General features: G+C 55.2%; 22 protein-coding genes. 7 read left to right on the forward strand and 15 right to left on the reverse strand.

Annotated features, from left to right (window positions below):
* Positions 1 to 61: 61 nt before the first annotated feature.
* Positions 62 to 1,711, reverse strand: coding sequence for a methyl-accepting chemotaxis protein (locus tag N5C09_RS16675; RefSeq protein WP_279749482.1), 1,650 nt, complete (start codon positions 1,709 to 1,711; stop codon positions 62 to 64).
* A 244-nt stretch (positions 1,712 to 1,955) separates the two neighbouring features.
* Here N5C09_RS16675 and ytfE point away from each other — a divergent pair, with 244 nt between their 5' ends.
* On the forward strand, positions 1,956 to 2,618 hold the full coding sequence (gene ytfE / locus N5C09_RS16680) for an iron-sulfur cluster repair protein YtfE (RefSeq protein ID WP_279749483.1): 663 nt from the start codon (positions 1,956 to 1,958) through the stop codon (positions 2,616 to 2,618).
* 86 nt (positions 2,619 to 2,704) lie between these two features.
* On the opposite strand, the gene cycA is transcribed toward ytfE, so the two are convergent.
* Together cycA and fklB are read right to left on the reverse strand one after the other, a co-directional pair.
* Positions 2,705 to 4,114 carry a D-serine/D-alanine/glycine transporter gene (gene cycA / locus N5C09_RS16685; RefSeq protein ID WP_063450909.1) on the reverse strand — a complete coding sequence of 470 codons (1,410 nt, stop codon included), beginning with the start codon at positions 4,112 to 4,114 and terminating at the stop codon, positions 2,705 to 2,707.
* A 314-nt stretch (positions 4,115 to 4,428) separates the two neighbouring features.
* Positions 4,429 to 5,049, reverse strand: coding sequence for an FKBP-type peptidyl-prolyl cis-trans isomerase (fklB, locus tag N5C09_RS16690; RefSeq protein WP_063450910.1), 621 nt, complete (start codon positions 5,047 to 5,049; stop codon positions 4,429 to 4,431).
* Positions 5,050 to 5,280: 231 nt separating this feature from the next.
* Between fklB and N5C09_RS16695 the strand changes: the two genes are divergently transcribed.
* Complete coding sequence (locus tag N5C09_RS16695; RefSeq protein ID WP_063450911.1) at positions 5,281 to 5,919, forward strand: OapA family protein; 639 nt, start codon at positions 5,281 to 5,283, stop codon at positions 5,917 to 5,919.
* Positions 5,920 to 5,966: 47 nt separating this feature from the next.
* Here the strand turns inward: N5C09_RS16695 and N5C09_RS16700 are convergent, their stop codons facing one another.
* From N5C09_RS16700 to rpsF, 5 genes are all read right to left on the reverse strand, one after another.
* Positions 5,967 to 6,896, reverse strand: coding sequence for a DMT family transporter (locus N5C09_RS16700; RefSeq protein WP_279749484.1), 930 nt, complete (start codon positions 6,894 to 6,896; stop codon positions 5,967 to 5,969).
* A 152-nt stretch (positions 6,897 to 7,048) separates the two neighbouring features.
* Positions 7,049 to 7,498, reverse strand: coding sequence for a 50S ribosomal protein L9 (rplI, locus tag N5C09_RS16705; RefSeq protein WP_006810372.1), 450 nt, complete (start codon positions 7,496 to 7,498; stop codon positions 7,049 to 7,051).
* 41 nt (positions 7,499 to 7,539) lie between these two features.
* On the reverse strand, positions 7,540 to 7,767 hold the full coding sequence (rpsR, locus tag N5C09_RS16710) for a 30S ribosomal protein S18 (protein WP_000135199.1): 228 nt from the start codon (positions 7,765 to 7,767) through the stop codon (positions 7,540 to 7,542).
* Positions 7,768 to 7,771: 4 nt separating this feature from the next.
* The gene (priB, locus tag N5C09_RS16715) at positions 7,772 to 8,086 is read right to left on the reverse strand and encodes a primosomal replication protein N (protein ID WP_022646836.1); all 315 of its coding nucleotides are present in this window, start codon (positions 8,084 to 8,086) and stop codon (positions 7,772 to 7,774) included.
* A 6-nt stretch (positions 8,087 to 8,092) separates the two neighbouring features.
* On the reverse strand, positions 8,093 to 8,488 hold the full coding sequence (rpsF, locus tag N5C09_RS16720; protein ID WP_003856034.1) for a 30S ribosomal protein S6: 396 nt from the start codon (positions 8,486 to 8,488) through the stop codon (positions 8,093 to 8,095).
* Positions 8,489 to 8,829: 341 nt separating this feature from the next.
* Between rpsF and yjfY the strand changes: the two genes are divergently transcribed.
* On the forward strand, positions 8,830 to 9,105 hold the full coding sequence (gene yjfY, locus N5C09_RS16725; protein WP_279749485.1) for a DUF1471 family protein YjfY: 276 nt from the start codon (positions 8,830 to 8,832) through the stop codon (positions 9,103 to 9,105).
* A 135-nt stretch (positions 9,106 to 9,240) separates the two neighbouring features.
* Here yjfY and N5C09_RS16730 read toward each other — a convergent pair whose 3' ends face one another.
* Genes N5C09_RS16730 through ulaA form a run of 6 tightly spaced genes read right to left on the reverse strand, consistent with a single transcriptional unit; the run spans position 9,241 to position 13,649 of the window.
* Positions 9,241 to 9,927, reverse strand: coding sequence for an L-ribulose-5-phosphate 4-epimerase (locus N5C09_RS16730; RefSeq protein ID WP_279749486.1), 687 nt, complete (start codon positions 9,925 to 9,927; stop codon positions 9,241 to 9,243).
* Entirely contained in the window at positions 9,920 to 10,780 is an 861-nt protein-coding gene (locus N5C09_RS16735) for an L-ribulose-5-phosphate 3-epimerase (protein WP_063867157.1), read from the reverse strand. The genes N5C09_RS16730 and N5C09_RS16735 overlap by 8 nt, the downstream gene beginning before the upstream one ends.
* Before the next feature lie 9 nt (positions 10,781 to 10,789).
* The gene (ulaD, locus tag N5C09_RS16740) at positions 10,790 to 11,440 is read right to left on the reverse strand and encodes a 3-keto-L-gulonate-6-phosphate decarboxylase UlaD (protein ID WP_063867155.1); all 651 of its coding nucleotides are present in this window, start codon (positions 11,438 to 11,440) and stop codon (positions 10,790 to 10,792) included.
* A 13-nt stretch (positions 11,441 to 11,453) separates the two neighbouring features.
* Positions 11,454 to 11,921, reverse strand: a complete 468-nt coding sequence (ulaC, locus tag N5C09_RS16745) for a PTS ascorbate transporter subunit IIA (RefSeq protein ID WP_131637464.1) — start codon at positions 11,919 to 11,921, stop codon at positions 11,454 to 11,456.
* A gap of 9 nt (positions 11,922 to 11,930) precedes the next feature.
* Complete coding sequence (ulaB, locus tag N5C09_RS16750; RefSeq protein ID WP_025758276.1) at positions 11,931 to 12,236, reverse strand: PTS ascorbate transporter subunit IIB; 306 nt, start codon at positions 12,234 to 12,236, stop codon at positions 11,931 to 11,933.
* 12 nt (positions 12,237 to 12,248) lie between these two features.
* Complete coding sequence (ulaA, locus tag N5C09_RS16755) at positions 12,249 to 13,649, reverse strand: PTS ascorbate transporter subunit IIC (RefSeq protein ID WP_279749487.1); 1,401 nt, start codon at positions 13,647 to 13,649, stop codon at positions 12,249 to 12,251.
* 359 nt (positions 13,650 to 14,008) lie between these two features.
* Here ulaA and ulaG point away from each other — a divergent pair, with 359 nt between their 5' ends.
* Together ulaG and ulaR are read left to right on the forward strand one after the other, a co-directional pair.
* Positions 14,009 to 15,073: an L-ascorbate 6-phosphate lactonase gene (gene ulaG / locus N5C09_RS16760; protein WP_063450919.1), complete on the forward strand. Its 1,065-nt coding sequence runs from the start codon at positions 14,009 to 14,011 to the stop codon at positions 15,071 to 15,073.
* A gap of 110 nt (positions 15,074 to 15,183) precedes the next feature.
* Positions 15,184 to 15,939, forward strand: a complete 756-nt coding sequence (gene ulaR / locus N5C09_RS16765) for an HTH-type transcriptional regulator UlaR (RefSeq protein ID WP_063867148.1) — start codon at positions 15,184 to 15,186, stop codon at positions 15,937 to 15,939.
* On the opposite strand, the gene yjfP is transcribed toward ulaR, so the two are convergent.
* On the reverse strand, positions 15,936 to 16,658 hold the full coding sequence (gene yjfP, locus N5C09_RS16770; RefSeq protein WP_279749488.1) for an esterase: 723 nt from the start codon (positions 16,656 to 16,658) through the stop codon (positions 15,936 to 15,938). The two genes, ulaR and yjfP, sit on opposite strands and share 4 nt — an antisense overlap.
* Before the next feature lie 137 nt (positions 16,659 to 16,795).
* Between yjfP and bsmA the strand changes: the two genes are divergently transcribed.
* Together bsmA and yjfN are read left to right on the forward strand one after the other, a co-directional pair.
* A complete protein-coding gene (gene bsmA / locus N5C09_RS16775) occupies positions 16,796 to 17,125 on the forward strand; it encodes a biofilm peroxide resistance protein BsmA (RefSeq protein WP_063450922.1) in 330 nt (109 codons plus the stop codon).
* 148 nt (positions 17,126 to 17,273) lie between these two features.
* The gene (gene yjfN, locus N5C09_RS16780; RefSeq protein WP_279749489.1) at positions 17,274 to 17,549 is read left to right on the forward strand and encodes a DUF1471 family protease activator YjfN; all 276 of its coding nucleotides are present in this window, start codon (positions 17,274 to 17,276) and stop codon (positions 17,547 to 17,549) included.
* Positions 17,550 to 17,614 lie beyond the last annotated feature (65 nt).

Below are 17,614 nucleotides of genomic sequence, written 5' to 3' on the forward strand. Positions count from 1 at the left end.
TTCGCTTGCAGGGCCTACAAAACCGTAGGCCGGGTAAGCGTCAGCGCCACCCGGCACAATGTCAGAACGTTTCCCAGTTCGCTTCAGACGCCGTTGCTACGGGCTGCGCCTTAGCCGCGTAAGCCTTCACGGGCGCGGCTTTAACCGCCTGGTTGCGGGTGATCTTAAATACCGCCACCGCTTCGTTCAGGCGCGCGGCCTGATCTTCCAGCGCCGCTGCCGCTGCCGCAGACTCTTCCACCAGCGAAGCGTTCTGCTGGGTAACGCGATCCATCTCCGCTACCGCCTGGCCCACCTGATCGATACCGCGGCTCTGCTCGTCGGAGGCTGAGGCAATCTCGCCCATGATGTCCGTCACGTGCGTAACCGCATTGACGATTTCCGCCATCGTCGCCCCCGCTTCATTCACCAACTGAGAGCCCGCGTTAACGCGCTCGCCGGAATCATCGATCAGCGCTTTGATCTCTTTCGCCGCCTGCGCGCTGCGCTGAGCAAGGGTTCGCACTTCGCCCGCGACAACCGCGAAGCCCCGCCCCTGCTCGCCCGCACGCGCCGCTTCGACCGCCGCGTTCAGCGCCAGAATGTTGGTCTGGAAGGCGATACCGTCAATCACGTTGGTGATCTGCGCAATCTTGCTGGAGCTGGTGGCGATTTCATCCATCGTGCGCACTACGCCCTCGACCACGTTTCCGCCCTTCTTCGCGGTGGAAGAGGCATCCAGCGCCAAACGCGACGCCTGACGCGCGTTATCGGCGTTTTGCTTCACGGTAGCGGTTAGCTGCTCCATGCTGGCTGCCGTCTCTTCCAGGGAGGCGGCCTGCTGCTCGGTACGGGACGAGAGATCATTACTGCCCGCCGAGATTTCACCCGCGCCGGTGTAGATTGTATCTGCGCCTTCGCGCACCACGCCCACCGTATTCGCCAGCGCGGTTTGCATCTCCTGAACGTTACGCGCCAGGATCGCCATTTCGTTTTTACCCTCAGCGTGAATCGGCTGGGTTAAATCGCCTGCCGCAATGGCGCGGATGTGGTTGATCACCTCTTCCAGCGGCAGCAGCAGCACGCGGCGCATGGCAATCCAGCTGGAGATAATGACGGCTACCACCAGCAGCATGACCGCAGAAAGGATCCACAGAATTCGCTTGTAGTCGCTTTCATTGTCCTTGATGCCTTTGTCGGTGAGCGCGGCCTGCGCCTCGCGCCATTCGCGGTAGACCTTTTGCATCGCGGTCTGCTTGTGTTCGGCATTTTGTTTGAACATCTCTTCCAGGTTGCCCTGACTCAGCAGAACGTTCATCTGCGTCAGCGTGGCGGAGTAGATGCGATACTGCTCTTCAAGCCTGTCGGCCAGGTGCTCGTCCATGCCCGGCGTTTCCGGCAGCGCGTAGTATTTATCGTAATGGGTCTGGGCATCGGCCAGCAGGTTTTTCGCGGTATTGACCAGCTCGTTCAGCTGCCCGCCGTTAATCTGAGATGCCATGCTGCTTTGCAGACGCAGCATGCCGCGGTTGAGGGTAACGCGCGCCTGGTTAAGGCTGATCCAGGCGTCGGTCAACTCCGCGACGTTCTGGCTGGAAAGCTGAGAAACGGTGAAGTTCTCTTTATCGTTATTGAGCGCATTAATGAAAATGCCGGCTGAGATCAGCTGCATGATGCCGAGCACGAGCAGCACCGAGATGAGAAGAGTAATGACTTTTATACGTTTGAACATGCGTTGCCTTTTGATATGCAGGTATTGTCTGACCTGTATCTATCGGCACGTGCGGCAGGTTGTTTACTGTTTCTCCACCTTTAAAAACTTTCGAAAGCTTTTTTCTGCATTCAATCAGCAGGTTAAAAGCACGCTTTTTTTGTGATCGCCCTCTCACTTTTACCCTTGCCTCTAAAGGGTTATAGTATCGTCTTAAAGATGCATTTAAAATGCATCTTATATTTCTGATGATGAGGTAACTCCTATGGCCTTCCGCGACCAACCCCTGGGCGAGCTGGCGCTCTCCATCCCTCGCGCTTCTGCGCTGTTCCGTAAATACGATATGGATTACTGCTGCGGCGGTAAGCAAACGCTGGCGCGCGCAGCGTCGCGTAAAGAGCTGGATGTAGAAGCTATCGAAGCGGAGCTGGCTAAGCTGGCAGAACAGCCTGTCGACAAAGACTGGCGCACCGCGCCGCTGGCTGAAATCATCGACCACATCATCGTACGTTACCACGACCGTCACCGTGAACAGCTGCCGGAGCTGATTTTACAGGCCACCAAAGTAGAGCGCGTTCACGCCGATAAACCTTCCGTACCGCGCGGCCTGGCGAAATACCTGACCATGCTGCACGAAGAACTTTCCAGCCACATGATGAAAGAAGAGCAGATCCTCTTCCCGATGATTAAACAGGGCATGGGGAGCCAGGCGATGGGGCCCATCAGCGTGATGGAAAGCGAACATGATGACGCCGGCGAACTGCTGGAGGTGATCAAACACACCACCAACAACGTCACGCCGCCGCCTGAGGCGTGCACCACCTGGAAAGCCATGTACAACGGCATTAATGAGATGATTGACGATCTGATGGAGCACATCAGTCTTGAGAATAACGTGCTGTTCCCGCGGGCATTGGCTGATAGATAAAAAAGCCCGGTAGCGCTAGCGCTTACCGGGCCTACAACGTCCTCGAACGTAGGCCGGGTAAGCGTCAGCGCCACCCGGCAACATGCTTAACGCATGCCTGCCATACGTTTCTTACCGATAAACAGCCAGCCCAGCCCCAGCGCGATAAACCACAATGGCGTGACGATCAGCGCCTGACGGGTATCGTCTTCCAGCGTCAGCAACACCAGCACAAAGACGAAGAACGCCATGCACACCCAGCACATCAGCTTGCCCAGCGGCATCTTGTAGATCGACTTCTCGTGCAGGTGTGGACGCTGCTTGCGGTACACCAGGTACGAGCAGAGGATGATGGTCCAGACGAACATGAACAGGATCGCCGACACCGTGGTGATCATGGTGAACGCGCCGATTACGCTCGGGTTGACGTAAAGCATCACCACGCCGCCCAGCAGGCAGATACAGGAGAAGGTCAGCCCTTTTGCCGGCACCGCGCGTTTTGAGAGTTTGGCAAACGCGCTCGGGGCAACGCCCTCCTGCGCCAGTCCGAACAGCATACGGCTGGTGGAGAACACGCCGCTGTTCGCAGACGACGCCGCAGAGGTAAGCACCACGAAGTTAATCAGGCTTGCCGCCGCCGGCAGACCGACCAGCACAAACAGCTCAACGAACGGGCTCTTGGTTGGCACCACCGAGCTCCACGGCGTCACGGACATAATGATAATCAACGCGAATACGTAGAACATAATGATACGCAACGGGATGGAGTTAATCGCGCGCGGCAGGGATTTCTCCGGATCTTTGGTTTCCGCCGCCGTAGTGCCGACCAGCTCAATCCCCACGAATGCGAACACCGCAATCTGGAAGCCGGCAAAGAAGCCGCTGATGCCTTTCGGGAACCAGCCGCCGTCATTCCACAGGTGGGCAAACGACGCCTGAACGCCGGTTGGCGACTGGAAGTGCGTCAGCACCATCACCAGCCCGACGACAATCAGCGCGATGATGGCAACGATTTTGATCATCGCGAACCAGAACTCCATCTCACCGAACATTTTTACGGTGGCGAGGTTAAGGCTCAGCAGCAGGATAATCACCGCCAGCGAGGCCACCCAGTCCGACAGCCCGGGGAACCAGAACTGCGCGTAGGCCGTGATGGCGACAACGTCCGCCATACCGGTGACCACCCAGCAGAACCAGTAGGTCCAGCCGGTGAAATAGCCTGCCCAAGGACCGAGCAGGTCGGACGCGAAATCGCTGAAGGATTTATATTCGAGGTTCGAGAGCAGCAGTTCACCCATTGCACGCATCACGAAGAAGAGCATAAAACCGATGATCATATAAACGAAGATGATCGACGGGCCGGCAAGACTGATGGTTTTGCCCGATCCCATAAACAGCCCGGTGCCGATGGCGCCCCCAATGGCAATGAGCTGAATGTGACGGTTTGTGAGATTTCGCCGTAGCGACTGTTCAGACGTCGCCTCTTCCGCGGCGGCGACTTTGACCTGATCTACCATGTGATATTTTCCTGTTTATGCCTGTCTGTGTTGTTACGGCTCTTCTGGCCTTTAAATACGCCAAATAAATGACGGTCCCTTTGTAAGGACTAATCGATAGTAGGTAAGAATCGGCGGGATGAATACTATGATTTGGATATTATGTTAATAATATGTTGAAAGTGAGTGTCATATCACTCATACAGCGCGAAACAGCTCACAAAAATACACGTAACAGTTTCGTTTGCAATACAAAATATTGATTCTGTCGTAACTCCAGGTTTTATCGCTATTTTCCCCTCCCCGACTGGAGAGAGGAAAATAAGAAAAACCGATTACAGGATTTCCAGCAGCTCGACTTCAAACACCAGGGTGCTGAATGGCGGAATGGATGCGCCAGCGCCGCGCTCGCCGTAAGCCAGGTTGTGCGGGATGGTCAGTTCCCACTTTGAGCCTACCGGCATCAGGGTCAGGGCTTCTATCCAGCCTGGGATAACGCCGTTAACCGGGAACTCAGCCGGTTCGCCACGCGCAACGGAGCTGTCAAACACGGTACCGTCGATCAGCTTACCGGTGTAGTGCACGCGAACGTGGTCGGTACGCGCCGGGATGGCACCATCTCCCTGATTGATTACGCGGAACTGCAAGCCGGACTCGGTGCTGTTCACGCCTTCACGCTCGCGGTTCTCTTCCAGATATTTAACGCCTTCTGCCGCCATCTCTTCGAAACGCGCGCGACGCACGGCGTCAGCACGTTCGTGAATTTCACGCAGCGCACGGTGCACAACGTCAACCGGCACGGCGGGTTGCTTGCCTTCCAGCGCATCAGCGATACCCGCCACCAGCGCTTCCGGTAACAGACCTTCCAGGCCGGATTCGCTCAGCTGCTGTCCTACCTGCAAGCCGATGCCGTAGCTTGCCTGCGCTTCGATAGTGTCAAAAGTCGGGGTGGTCATGGGTTTTCCTTCCATCACATTTAAAGTAGCGGGCAGCATATCAGCCATGCCCTTATGGGTAAAACTTTGTCTTAAGTAAAGGTGACAAACAGCGGCGAAACGGAAACAATAGTAGCCGTCAGGATTTTCCCAAATATATGTCACGAAAGCTGGCTTTGTTACGCCCATCAGGCAGTTAGCAAACTACACTTCTCAGGACAGGATAAAAAGACGCGGAGCAGGAGGAGAGCCATGCCCGGGCGATTTGAACTGAAACCTACCCTGGCGAAAATCTGGCATGCGCCGGATAACTTTCGCATCATGGACCCGCTGCCGCCTTTGCACCGCAGAGGCATTATCATTGGCGCGCTGCTGATCGTCATCGGCTTCCTGCTTCCTTCCGGCAGTGACAACGTTGATACCGCGCCGGTCAGCCGGAATGCGGAGCTGGATATCCAGTCGCAAAGCCAGCCGCAGCCGGATTCACAGCCGATGCAGACGCAGCTGGTCACGCCCTCTAACGATCCGGGCCAGGTTGCGCCGGTTGAACCTGAACCCGTTCAGGAAGATCAGGAGCAGGCCGCCGCTCCTTCAGAGCCGCAGGCGCAACAGCCGACCGGCATTGAGCAGCAGTGGCGTTCGTATCGCGTAGAGTCAGGGAAAACCCTTGCCCAGCTGTTCCGCGACCACAATCTGCCGGCAACGGATGTGTATGCCATGGCGCAGGTTGAAGGGGCAGGCAAACCGCTCAGCAACCTGCAAAATGGTCAGATGGTGCAGATCCGCCAGAATGCCAGCGGCGTAGTGACGGGGCTGACCATTGACACGGGGAATGGTCAGCAGGTGCTGTTTACCCGTCAGCCGGACGGCAGTTTTATCCGGGCACGCTAGTTCCCGTAGGCCGGGTCAGGCGAAGCCGCCTCCCGGCACGTCATTTCTCAGGCGCTCCGCTTGTTCACCCACCCGATCCCCGAACAGACCAGCACCAGGGCAATCGCGTATTTGATGTCCAGAATGTTTTCGCCGAGGAAGATGGCGGAAAGCACCGTCCCTGCAACAGGAATGACAAAGTTGAACGGAGCAATCATGCTCACGCGGTTCACCTTCAGCAGCGCGCTCCACAGGGCGAACGCCACGGATGAGAGCAGGGTCAGGTAACCCAGCACGGCGACGGCCTTCATGCTGTGCACCTCCAGCGTCCCGCCCGTGATATAGCCTCCCGCAACCAGTGCCGCCCCGCCTATCGCCAGCTGCCAGCCCGTCATCACCGTCGGGTCAACGGTCTGGGAAATGCGTTTCCCGTAAAGCGTGGCGGCAGAGAGAATAAAGGCCGCCAGCACGACAAATCCGTCACCCTGCCAGACAAACTGGAAATCACGTAACCCGCCGTGGAAATTCACCAGCATCACCCCGGCGAAGCCCAGAACGCAGCCCAGCGTTTTGTTGTAGCTGAGTTTGTCATTGTGGTAGATAAAGTGCGCCAGCAGCACGCTGAAGAAGGTGCCGGTGGCATTCATGATCGAGCCGTTCACCCCGGTGGTGTAGGCCAGGCCGATATAAAAGAAGGTGTACTGGATGGTGGTCTGGGTAAGCCCGAGGATCGTGAGCTGGCCAAACTGCGTGGGCGTGAGCCTGCCAATCGGTTTTCGCTGGGCCAGGGCAAAGAGCAGCAGCAGCGCACCGGCAAACAGAAAACGGTATCCGGCAAAGACGACTTTGGACGGGATATCATCGGTCGCGATCTGAAAGAGTTCGTAGCCGCTTTTAATGGCCGGGTAAGAGCTTCCCCAAAGCAGACAGCAGAGCGTGGCGCAGGCATAGGCCACATTTCGACGGGCAAAGACGGGCGTGGGCAGAGCGGTATCCATGACAAATCTCATAAATAAAATTGCGTTTCAATTTATTATCAGAAAATGCGTCAGGAATAGCGACCTTACAATAGCAAAACATGACGTAGGGTCACGCTAAAAAGCAAAACGCCGGCACAAGGCCGGCGCTTCGACGTGAGCAGAGTAAAAAATTACTCAGCTACTACGTTAACAACCAGTTTAGCGAACACTTCGCTGTGAACCTGGAAGTCAACTTCGTGCTCACCAGTGGTACGCAGAACGCCGTTCGGCATGCGAACTTCGCTCTTAGCCACTTTAACGCCTGCCGCAGTGACTGCATCAGCGATATCGCGGGTACCGATGGAACCGAACAGTTTACCTTCGTCGCCAGCTTTAGACGCGATGGTAACGGTGCCCAGTGCGTTGATTGCTTCAGCGCGAGCGTTAGCAGCCGCCAGAACGTCAGCCAGTTTGGCTTCCAGTTCAGCACGACGTGCTTCGAAAAACTCTACGTTTTTCTTAGTAGCTGGAACAGCTTTACCCTGTGGTACCAGGAAGTTACGAGCGTAACCCGCTTTAACGTTTACCTGATCACCCAGGCTGCCCAGGTTTGCTACTTTATCAAGCAGAATAACTTGCATTACCTTATCCTCTTAAAGTCGTATTAATGGACCGTGCCCGATTACTGATGACGATCAGTGTACGGCAGCAGAGACAGGTAGCGAGCGCGTTTGATAGCGCGAGCCAGCTGACGCTGATATTTTGCACGAGTACCGGTGATACGGCTTGGGACAATCTTACCGCTTTCGGTGATGTAGTTTTTCAGCGTTGCGATATCTTTATAGTCGATCTCTTGAACGCCTTCCGCGGTGAAACGGCAGAACTTGCGACGACGGAAATAACGTGCCATTTGGCTAGTCTCCAGTATCTATCAAATCAATCTGCTCGGCATGCAGAACCATTTTGCTCAGGCCGTTCTTTGCCTTGTGGCAAGAGATGAACCCCTGAACGATTACTGCGCTACCGACCGTTAAACTGTGAGTAATGGCCTGGTTTTCGTGTCCGCTAATAATAACGGGCATTTGGCACCACGCCTGCCGGTGAAACCCGGCTTCCTCTTGCACAGAACGATGCTCAAGCACGAACTGGCAATGCGGAATTCCTGATGGGCTGACCTTTCGAAGGGGGGTCCTGCACACGGTGCCGGACAACACCAGACGGTTGGTCATCAGAAATTACTCTTCAGAATCCCCAGCATCAGAATCATCTGCGGTTTCGTTTGCGAAATCATCGCGACGCTCACGGCGCTCGTCTTTCGCTTTAACCATCGGAGATGCTTCGGTCACTGCGTGTTTGGTACGCATAACCATGCTGCGGATAACGGCATCGTTGAAGCGGAAGGTAGTTTCCAGCTCATCAATCACTTCCTGCGGCGCTTCAACGTTCATCAGAACGTAGTGAGCTTTGTGCAGTTTGTTGATTGGGTAAGCCAGCTGACGGCGGCCCCAGTCTTCCAGACGGTGGATCGTGCCTTCTGCACCAGTGATGGCAGCAGAGTAACGCTCGATCATACCCGGAACCTGTTCGCTCTGGTCAGGATGGACCATAAAAACGATTTCGTAATGACGCATCGAATTGCTCCTTACGGATTATTCAGCCTCCTGTCTGGGTCAGCCGAGGCCCGGGGAGGCAAGGAACGTGTTAAAGGTCGGCTGAAAAATTGACGCGTCATAATACTTGCGCCCCCCGCTAAACACAAGGTGATTGCACAAATAATTCGCACAAAGCGTAAAGCTGATCTAAGTGGGTGATTTAAAATCACTCGCATCAGAAGCGCTGTTTTTTTGAACAACACCATCAGAAATGGTCACCCATCGCAACCAGAGGAGCGATTACACTTTAATCAGAATCCCTTAAACAGAGAAGGAGCGCATTACCCCGTATCACCGCACGCAGTCGTGGAGCGCATATCATGAAAAGAATCGCAATCGCCATTTTGGCTGCGCTTTTGCTCAGTGCAAACGCAATGGCAGCCATCAGGATAGACAGCCGACAGGCCAGAAACATGGATAATGTGCACAGCTTAGGCGTAATTTACATCAATCATAACTTCGCCACTGAAAGTGAAGCAGATCGGGCGCTGAATGAAGAAACCGACGCGCGGGGCGCAAAATACTATCACGTCATCCTGACACGTGAGCCCGGCAGCAACGGCAATATGCACGCCAGTGCAGATATTTACCAGTAACGCTTTATCGCCAGCACCAGGAAAGCCAACCAAAATCAAAGCAATATATGACTTGCCCCCTGCGCGGGGGCTTTTTTTATGAATGGCCCCGGAATACCACCGGTTACAGCTGTTTCGGTATTCCAGAGCACATATTCACTTCTGCCCGTAATAAGCATTGGGTCCGTGCTTACGCATGAAATGCTTGTTCATCAGGTAATCATCAATGCCCTGAAGCTGCGGGTTAATGCCGCGCGCAATCCACGCCATTCGAGCCACTTCTTCCATGACCACCGCGTTATGCACGGCGTCATGCGCATCTTTACCCCACGAGAACGGACCATGCTGGTACACCACAATCCCCGGCGTGTGCAGTGGTTCCGTCTCACCCAGCGTGTCGATAATGACCCTGCCGGTGTTGAGTTCGTACTCACCTTCGACTTCAGCCTGCGTTAACGCGCGCGTGCAGGGAATATCACCGAAGAAGTAGTCCGCATGGGTTGTGCCCAGCGCCGGAATTGCCAGCCCAGCCTGCGCCCAGGCGGTCGCGTGCGTGGAGTGGGTGTGAACAACGCCCCCCAGAGACGGATAACGCTGGTACAGCGCCAGATGGGTTGCCGTATCTGAAGAAGGACGCCATTTGCCCTCAACGACGTGTCCTTCGAGGTCAACCACCACCATATCTTCAGCGCGCATGGCGTCATAGGCTACGCCGCTCGGCTTAATCACCACCAGCCCCTGCTCGCGATCGATGGCGCTCACGTTGCCCCAGGTGAACGTCACCAGGCCATAGCGCGGCAGATCCATATTGGCCTCAAAGACCTGCTGTTTTAGCTTAAGCATGTTCCGCCTCCAGCAGGCCTGCCCGCGCCATCCGCTCGCGCACCCAGTCCCTGGCTTTCGCCACTTCTGCCGCCGGGTCGTCCGCAGTTTCGCTCCACATCTCAATCAGATAAGGCCCACAATAGCCGGTCTGTTTGAGCGTCTGGAAGCACCGTTCGAAATCCACCACCCCGGTGCCGAACGGCACGTTTTTAAACACGCCGGGACGGGTATCTTTAACGTGCACCGCCACGATATGCCCGATGCCCGCCTGAAGCTCCATCTGTACGTCGTTATCCCATGCCGACAGGTTGCCGATATCCGGATACAGCTGGAACCACGGGTTGTTCAGGTAGTGTGCATAGCCCAGCGCCTTGCTGATGGAGTTCATCAACGGGTAGTCCATGATCTCCATCGCCAGCGTCACCTGCGCGCGGCTTGCCATCTCAACGCTCTCTTTCAGGCCGTCCCGGAAACGACGGCGCGTTTCATCGTTGGCGTCCTGATAGTAAACGTCGTAACCCGCCAGCTGGATCACGCGGATGCCGACATCCTGCGCAAAACGAATGGCTTTGCGCATGATCTCCAGCCCTTCAGCGCGCACGGCATCGTCTTCACTGCCAAGCGGAAAACGACGGTGCGCGCTCAGGCACATGGATGGCACCCGCACGCCGGTTTCGGCAATGGCGCTCACCAGCGCCAGACGCTGCTCGCGGGTCCAGTCCAGGCGAGAAAGGCGCTCGTCCGTCTCATCTACCGACATTTCGACAAAATCAAAACCCAGCTGCTTCGCCAGCTGTAACCGCTCCAGCCAGCACTCCCCCGCAGGGAGTGCCTTTTCATAGATGCCAAGCGGGACCTGTTTTGACAACATACCCGCTCCTTAGCCCCAAAGCTGAGCGATGGAGCGTTTGAACTGACGCGCCGCTTCCACCGGAGATGCCGCGTCGCGAATGCTGCGGCCGGCAATAAAGACGTGGATTGGAATACCCTTGAACAGCGGCAGATCTTCCAGCGCCAGGCCACCGGTAACGGTGACTTTGAAGCCCATATCGGCCAGGCGTTTGATCGCGCTGATATCGGCCTCGCCCCACGCCACGCCTGCGGCCTGCGCATCGCGGCTGCGGTGATACACCACCTGCTGAATACCCGCGTCGCGCCACGCCTGCGCCTGCTCCCAGGTCCAGAAACCGGTCAGCTCTATCTGCACGTCGCCGTTAAACTCTTTTGCCACATCCAGGGCACCTTTCGCGGTGTTGATATCCGCACAGCAAATCACGGTGACCCAGTCAGCGTTGGCTTCGAAGCACATGCGAGAGAGAATTTTGCCCGCATCGGCGATTTTGGCATCTGCGAGCACGATTTTATGCGGGTAGAGCGCTTTCAGGTCACGAACGGCGCGCACGCCTTCGCCTACGCACAGAATGGTGCCCACTTCGATGATGTCGACTTCTTCCGCAATCAGGCGGGTGGTTTCGTAGGCGTGAGACAGCGTCTGGTTATCCAGCGCGACCTGCAACATTGGTAATGACATATTCAATTCCCTCTTAAACTGCCGCCGCAGTGGCGTGATCAATTAAATCCAGTACTTCCTGCGCGGTACGGCAGGCGCGTAAACGGTCGAAATTGGCTTCGTCCTCAAACAGATTGACGATTTGCATGATTCCCACCTCCTGGTGGGTGTTGGCATCGACAGCCGCCATGGTGATGAGGATATCGACCGGGTCGTTATCTTCGTGGTTGAACACCAGCGGCGTTTTCAGCGTCACCAGCGAAAAACCGGTTTTCCTGACGCCCTCTTCCGGACGTCCATGCGGCATGGCCAGCCCCGGGGCAATCACAAAATAGGGGCCGTGCTGCGCCACGCCGTCCAGAATGGCCTGGTAATAACGCGGCTCGACAACGTCCGCCTTAACCAGCAGATCCACGCTCAGCTTCACCGCGTCCTGCCAGGTGCTGGCGTCGGCCTGTAGAAGGATGGAGTTATTCTCTGCCAGCGAATCACGTAGTTTCATGTGGCGTCCTTACTTCACGTCCTGTGGGAAGTGTTCTTTGATCACGTCCAGCAGTTTTGGTCCAAAATCCGCAGGCGACAGCATGTTGCGCACGCCTACCACGTATTTGTTACCCGAGACGCTAATCTCACCGGCAATGTGCGTTGAGGCGATGATGATGTCCGCGCCGTTCAGTTCACTTTTGTATTCACCCACTGCGCAGCTGTTCACCGTGTGGTCAATGTTTGACTGGGTTAAAAACTGGTCCACTTTCATTTTCATGATCATGGAGCTTCCTTGCCCATTGCCACACACAGCCAGGATACGTACGGTCATAATCGAAACTCCTTAGTGAGCAGAAACTTCTGCTGTTTGTTTTTCCGCATCTTCTTCAGCCCGCAGCGAACGGCCAGCGAAGAACATATAAGTCAATGCAATCAGGATGATGACGGCCATAAAGACCAGCCCGACGGAGGCAAAGCCCTGCATCATCGGCGGTGCCAGAATTGACCAGTCCGCCATGCCCATCCAGGCGCTCATACCGGTGAGCTTGACCGCCCACACGCAGCCGAAGATTTCAACCATGCCCATCGTCAGGCAGATCTTGAGCGCGGCGCGCCATCCGCCGAAGTGGTTCGCAAACACGCCGATGGTGGCGTTGGAGAAGAACATCGGGATAAAGCCGGGAATAATCAGGATGGAGGAGCCACAGCCCACCAGGATGCCGACCGCAATCAGCTGGCCGATGGTGCCCCACATAAAGCCCCAGACCACGGCGTTTGGCGCAAAGCTATAGATAGCCGCACAGTCAATCGCCAGTACCGCGCCAGGGATCAGGCGCTGGGAGATACCGTTGAACGCCTCAGAGAGTTCGGCGACGAACATGCGCACGCCCTGGGTGATGATGAAAATGGCCACGGCGAAAGAGAAGCCGGTTTGCAGGATATAGACCGTCCAGTGGGTTTTAACCGCCATGGCCTGCACCACGTCAATGCCGAAGGAGAGCAGAATGGCACCGAAGAAAAGGGTCATCACAATCGCCGTTGAGACGATGTTGTCGTGGAAGATATTCAACCAGCCAGGCAGCTTGAGGTCTTCGACACTCTCCTCTTTTTTGCCCAGATAAGGCGCAACTTTGTAGGCAATCCAGGAGGCGAACTGCTGCTGGTGACCGATGGAAAAGCCGCAGCCATCCGTGACGTCCTGCGTGGGCTTGTACATCATGTTGGAGGTGATGCCCCAGTAAAGCGAGACCAGCACTGCCGTGCAGATGACCGTGGTCCACATTGGGTAGCCAAAGATATAGAGAGAAACGGCAATCAGCCCCGCCTGCTGGAACATGATGTGCCCGGTAAGCATGATGGTTCGAATGCCGGTGATGCGACGCAGGAGCACGTAAATGATGTTCAGCGCCAGCGCGAGCAGTACCGCATACCCAACCCAACTGTACGCATCACCCATGCGATCGATAGTGGCCATCATGGACGCGTAAGTGTCAGAGATGGCGCCGTTAATGCCGTACACCTCGGACATTTTGGCAACGACCGGCTTAAACGTGCTGGTCAGAATGCCAGACCCCGCCTGCAACAGCATAAAACCAATGATGGTTTTGATGGTGCCTTTGATAATCACGCTGACGCTTTTGCGCAGCAGGATGTAACCCAGGCACGTCACGATACCCAGCAACAGCGGGGCGTTGGTCATTACCTGATTAAAGAACACGGTAAAGACGTTGTAGAGGATCTCCATAACTCTCTCCAGAAAGTGAGAACACAAGGGGTAATCCCTGTGTGGTTGGTGCCATCACTCTATTAATCACAAATAATCATCACAAGATTGAATTTGATTATTTGTGACGGATCACGCAATTTATTTCCATAGCTTTTGTAATGATTTTCACTACCGATGAAACACAGCAAATTAATTCTTAAAATTCATCATGTTAATGATATATAGCGGTTATCTTAACAACGAACAGACGGTTTTTCTGTGATGTGATGAGGGGAATTTTCCGCACACCAGCCATTGCAAATCGATGCAAACAGTGCCAGCATTAATCACAACAAATCACATAATGATTATTTTTGATTAAAAGCAGGAGTCAAACGATGAGTAAAGTGGAAACCATCACCCGTGAATCATGGATCCTGAGCACCTTTCCAGAGTGGGGTAGCTGGCTGAACGAAGAGATCGAGCAGGAACAGGTTGCTCCTGGCACCTTTGCGATGTGGTGGCTGGGCTGCACCGGCATCTGGCTGAAGTCAGAAGGCGGCGCCAACATTTGCGTCGATTTCTGGTGCGGCACCGGCAAGCAGAGCCACGGCAATCCGCTGATGAAAAAAGGCCACCAGATGCAGCGTATGGCCGGGGTGGAAAAACTTCAGCCGAACCTGCGCACCACGCCTTTTGTGCTTGATCCTTTTGCCATTCGCCAGATCGACGCCGTGCTCTCTACCCACGATCACAACGATCACATTGACGTAAACGTGGCGGCCGCGGTGATGCAAAACTGCGCGGACGACGTACCGTTCATCGGGCCGCAGACCTGCGTGGATTTGTGGATCGGCTGGGGCGTACCAAAAGAGCGCTGCATCGTGATGAAGCCGGGCGACGTAGTGAAAATCAAAGACATTGAAATTCACGCGCTGGATGCTTTTGACCGCACCGCGCTGATTACCCTGCCTGCCGACCAGAAAGCCGCAGGCGTACTGCCAGACGGGATGGACGAGCGCGCGGTGAATTACCTGTTCAAAACGCCTGGCGGCTCCCTGTATCACAGCGGAGATTCCCACTACTCTAACTACTACGCGAAGCACGGCAACGAGCATCAGATTGACGTGGCGCTCGGCTCCTACGGGGAAAACCCGCGCGGTATCACGGACAAAATGACCAGCGCGGATATGCTGCGCATGGCGGAAGCGCTGAACACCAAAGTGGTGATCCCGTTCCATCACGATATCTGGTCAAACTTCCAGGCCGATCCGCAAGAGATCCGCGTCCTGTGGGAGATGAAAAAAGACCGCCTCAAGTATGGCTTCAAGCCTTTCATCTGGCAGGTTGGCGGCAAATTCACCTGGCCGCTGGATAAAGACAATCTTGAGTACCACTACCCGCGTGGCTTCGATGATTGCTTTACTATTGAGCCAGACCTGCCGTTTAAATCCTTCCTCTGATTGTGAAGCCCAGTCGCCAGACCCTGCGTCTGGCGATGTCATTTTTATTTTAGTAATTTCACGCTATTTCAAATATTATCTTTTCAAATCAATTCTTATCGGAATAGCTCATGACGGAAGCGCAACGGCATCAAATTTTACTGGAACTCCTGGCGCAAACAGGGTTTATCACCGTCGAGAAAGTGATCGAACGTTTAGGGATCTCACCCGCCACCGCGCGGCGGGACATCAACAAGCTGGATGAGAGCGGCAAGCTGAAAAAAGTCCGCAACGGCGCAGAGGCCATCAGCCAGCAGCGTCCACGCTGGACGCCAATGAACATCCACCAGGCGCAGAATCACGATGAAAAGGTGCGGATTGCCCGAGCGGCGTCACAGCTGGTGAATCCCGGCGAGAGCGTGGTGATCAACTGCGGCTCGACGGCGTTTCTGCTGGGCCGCGAGATGTGCGGCAAACCGGTGCAAATCATTACTAACTACCTGCCGCTGGCCAACTATCTCATTGACCAGGAACATGAAAGCGTGGTGATCATGGGCGGCCAGTACAACAAGAGCCAGTCCATTACCCTCAGCCCGCAGGACAGTGAAAATAGCCTTTATGCCGGGCACTGGATGTTTACCAGCGGCAAGGGCCTGACGGCGGATGGCCTGTATAAAACCGATATGCTCACCGCAATGGCGGAACAAAACATGCTTAACGTGGTAGGCAAGCTGGTGGTGCTGGTCGACAGCAGCAAGGTCGGTGAACGCGCCGGCATGCTTTTCAGCCGCGCCGAGCAAATCAGCATGGTGATCACCGGCAAAAACGCCAACCCTGAGATCCTCAGCAAGCTTGAGGATCAGGGTGTTAAGGTGCTCCGCGTTTAAAGATGCTGGCGGAAAAACGCCACCGTTGCCTCCAGTGCTGCCGGGGTAATGCGGTGCCGGACGCCGGCTCCCCACTGGCAGGTCAGATTGCTGTCCAGCCCTTCGCGCTGTAGCGCCTGTTGCAGACGGAACGTTTCACCGGGCGGTACAACGTCGTCGGCATCTCCATGCCAGAGCAGCAGCGGACGATCGGCCAGCCGCGAAAGCGCGTGGCTGACGTCCCATTCAGACAACAGAGCCTCAATCTCCTGAGGTGCCTGCGGCGGAAACAGCGTCTTTGCCAGTGACGTAAAGTAGCCCGACCCCATCAGGCAAGCCACGGACGCTACCTCAGGATGCCTGGCCATGATCCCCAGCGCCGTCATTCCGCCCATTGATGCGCCTGCGACCGCCAGCCGTTTCCCCTCCACCAGCCCCGCCTGTAAGAGCGCGTCACGCAGCCCGGCGAACTCGGTCAGATTGCCGTGCAGCGTTTGCCAGAACAGCCCCAGCCGCGCCTGCTCATCGCCATTAAAGCGTGCACCATGGTTCGGGGCATCAGGCATGACGACGCGAAAACCGGCCTGCGCCAGCGCGACGGCAAAATAGCTGTAGACCAGCTTCGAGGAGAGAAAGCCATGATAGAAAACCACCGCTGGCAGCGGTTGTTCACCTTTACCTGCCGGAAAAGCATGGAGGATTTCATGGTCATTCAGGCGGCGCGTTTCAATTTCAATCATTGTCGATCCTGTGCTGATGAATGATTCATAATGTTGAGAGCTGGATTACGGTTTCACGATATTTTCATTCGAAATCTACGTTCCAGATAACACTTCGGGAACATTCCCCCAAAACTAAATTCACAGACAACTACACTATGGCTATCAGGAAAAGAGACAGGGCTATGCGCAGGCTTACCGCTTTATTGCTGGTCACACTGCTCGGCGGATGTTCCGTATTGCAGGGTACGCCAGAACCGGCACCGCCGGTTACCGATCATCCCCAGGAAATACGTCGTAATCAGACGGAAGGATTACAACGCCTGGGAACCGTATCCGCGATGGTTCGCGGTTCACCGGATGATGCAGAAGACGCAATTGAAGCGCAGGCCGTTGCCGCAAAAGCAGATTATTACGTCATCATTATGATTGATGAAACCATTATTACGGGACAGTGGTACGCGCAGGGAATTTTGTACCGTAAGTAGGCATCATCATTTGAACGACCTTTACACTGCTTTTCGTCCGTAGACATTTTCCTGTCCACAATAAACTGCATGCCAGCAACAATGGAAATGCGTTTATTCGCGAAGGATTGCCCGGCGGATACCGGAGACACGTGAAAAGGAGCTGACGATGAAACGAACCCTTGCTTTAACGACGCTATTACTTTCAGCAGGCCTGCTGAGCACCACGGCGCAGTCAGCCGAATTTGCCAGCGCGGATTGCGTCACGGGCCTGAACGAGATTGGTCAGATCTCCGTTAGCAATATAACGGGGAGTCCGCAAGACGTGGAACGTGTCGTCGCCCTGAAGGCTGATGAACAGGGTGCCTCCTGGTATCGCATCGTCCAGATGCAGGAAGATCACCATGTTAATCTCTGGCGCGTGCAGGCCATTCTTTATGCATAATCCCTTCCGATAAAAGCCACTTAATTTTAGTGGCTTTTCACTTTTGCAAATTTTTTATCTCTCCA

The organism is Enterobacter sp. GD03975, assembly GCF_029838645.1.
Taxonomy (GTDB): domain Bacteria; phylum Pseudomonadota; class Gammaproteobacteria; order Enterobacterales; family Enterobacteriaceae; genus Enterobacter; species Enterobacter quasihormaechei.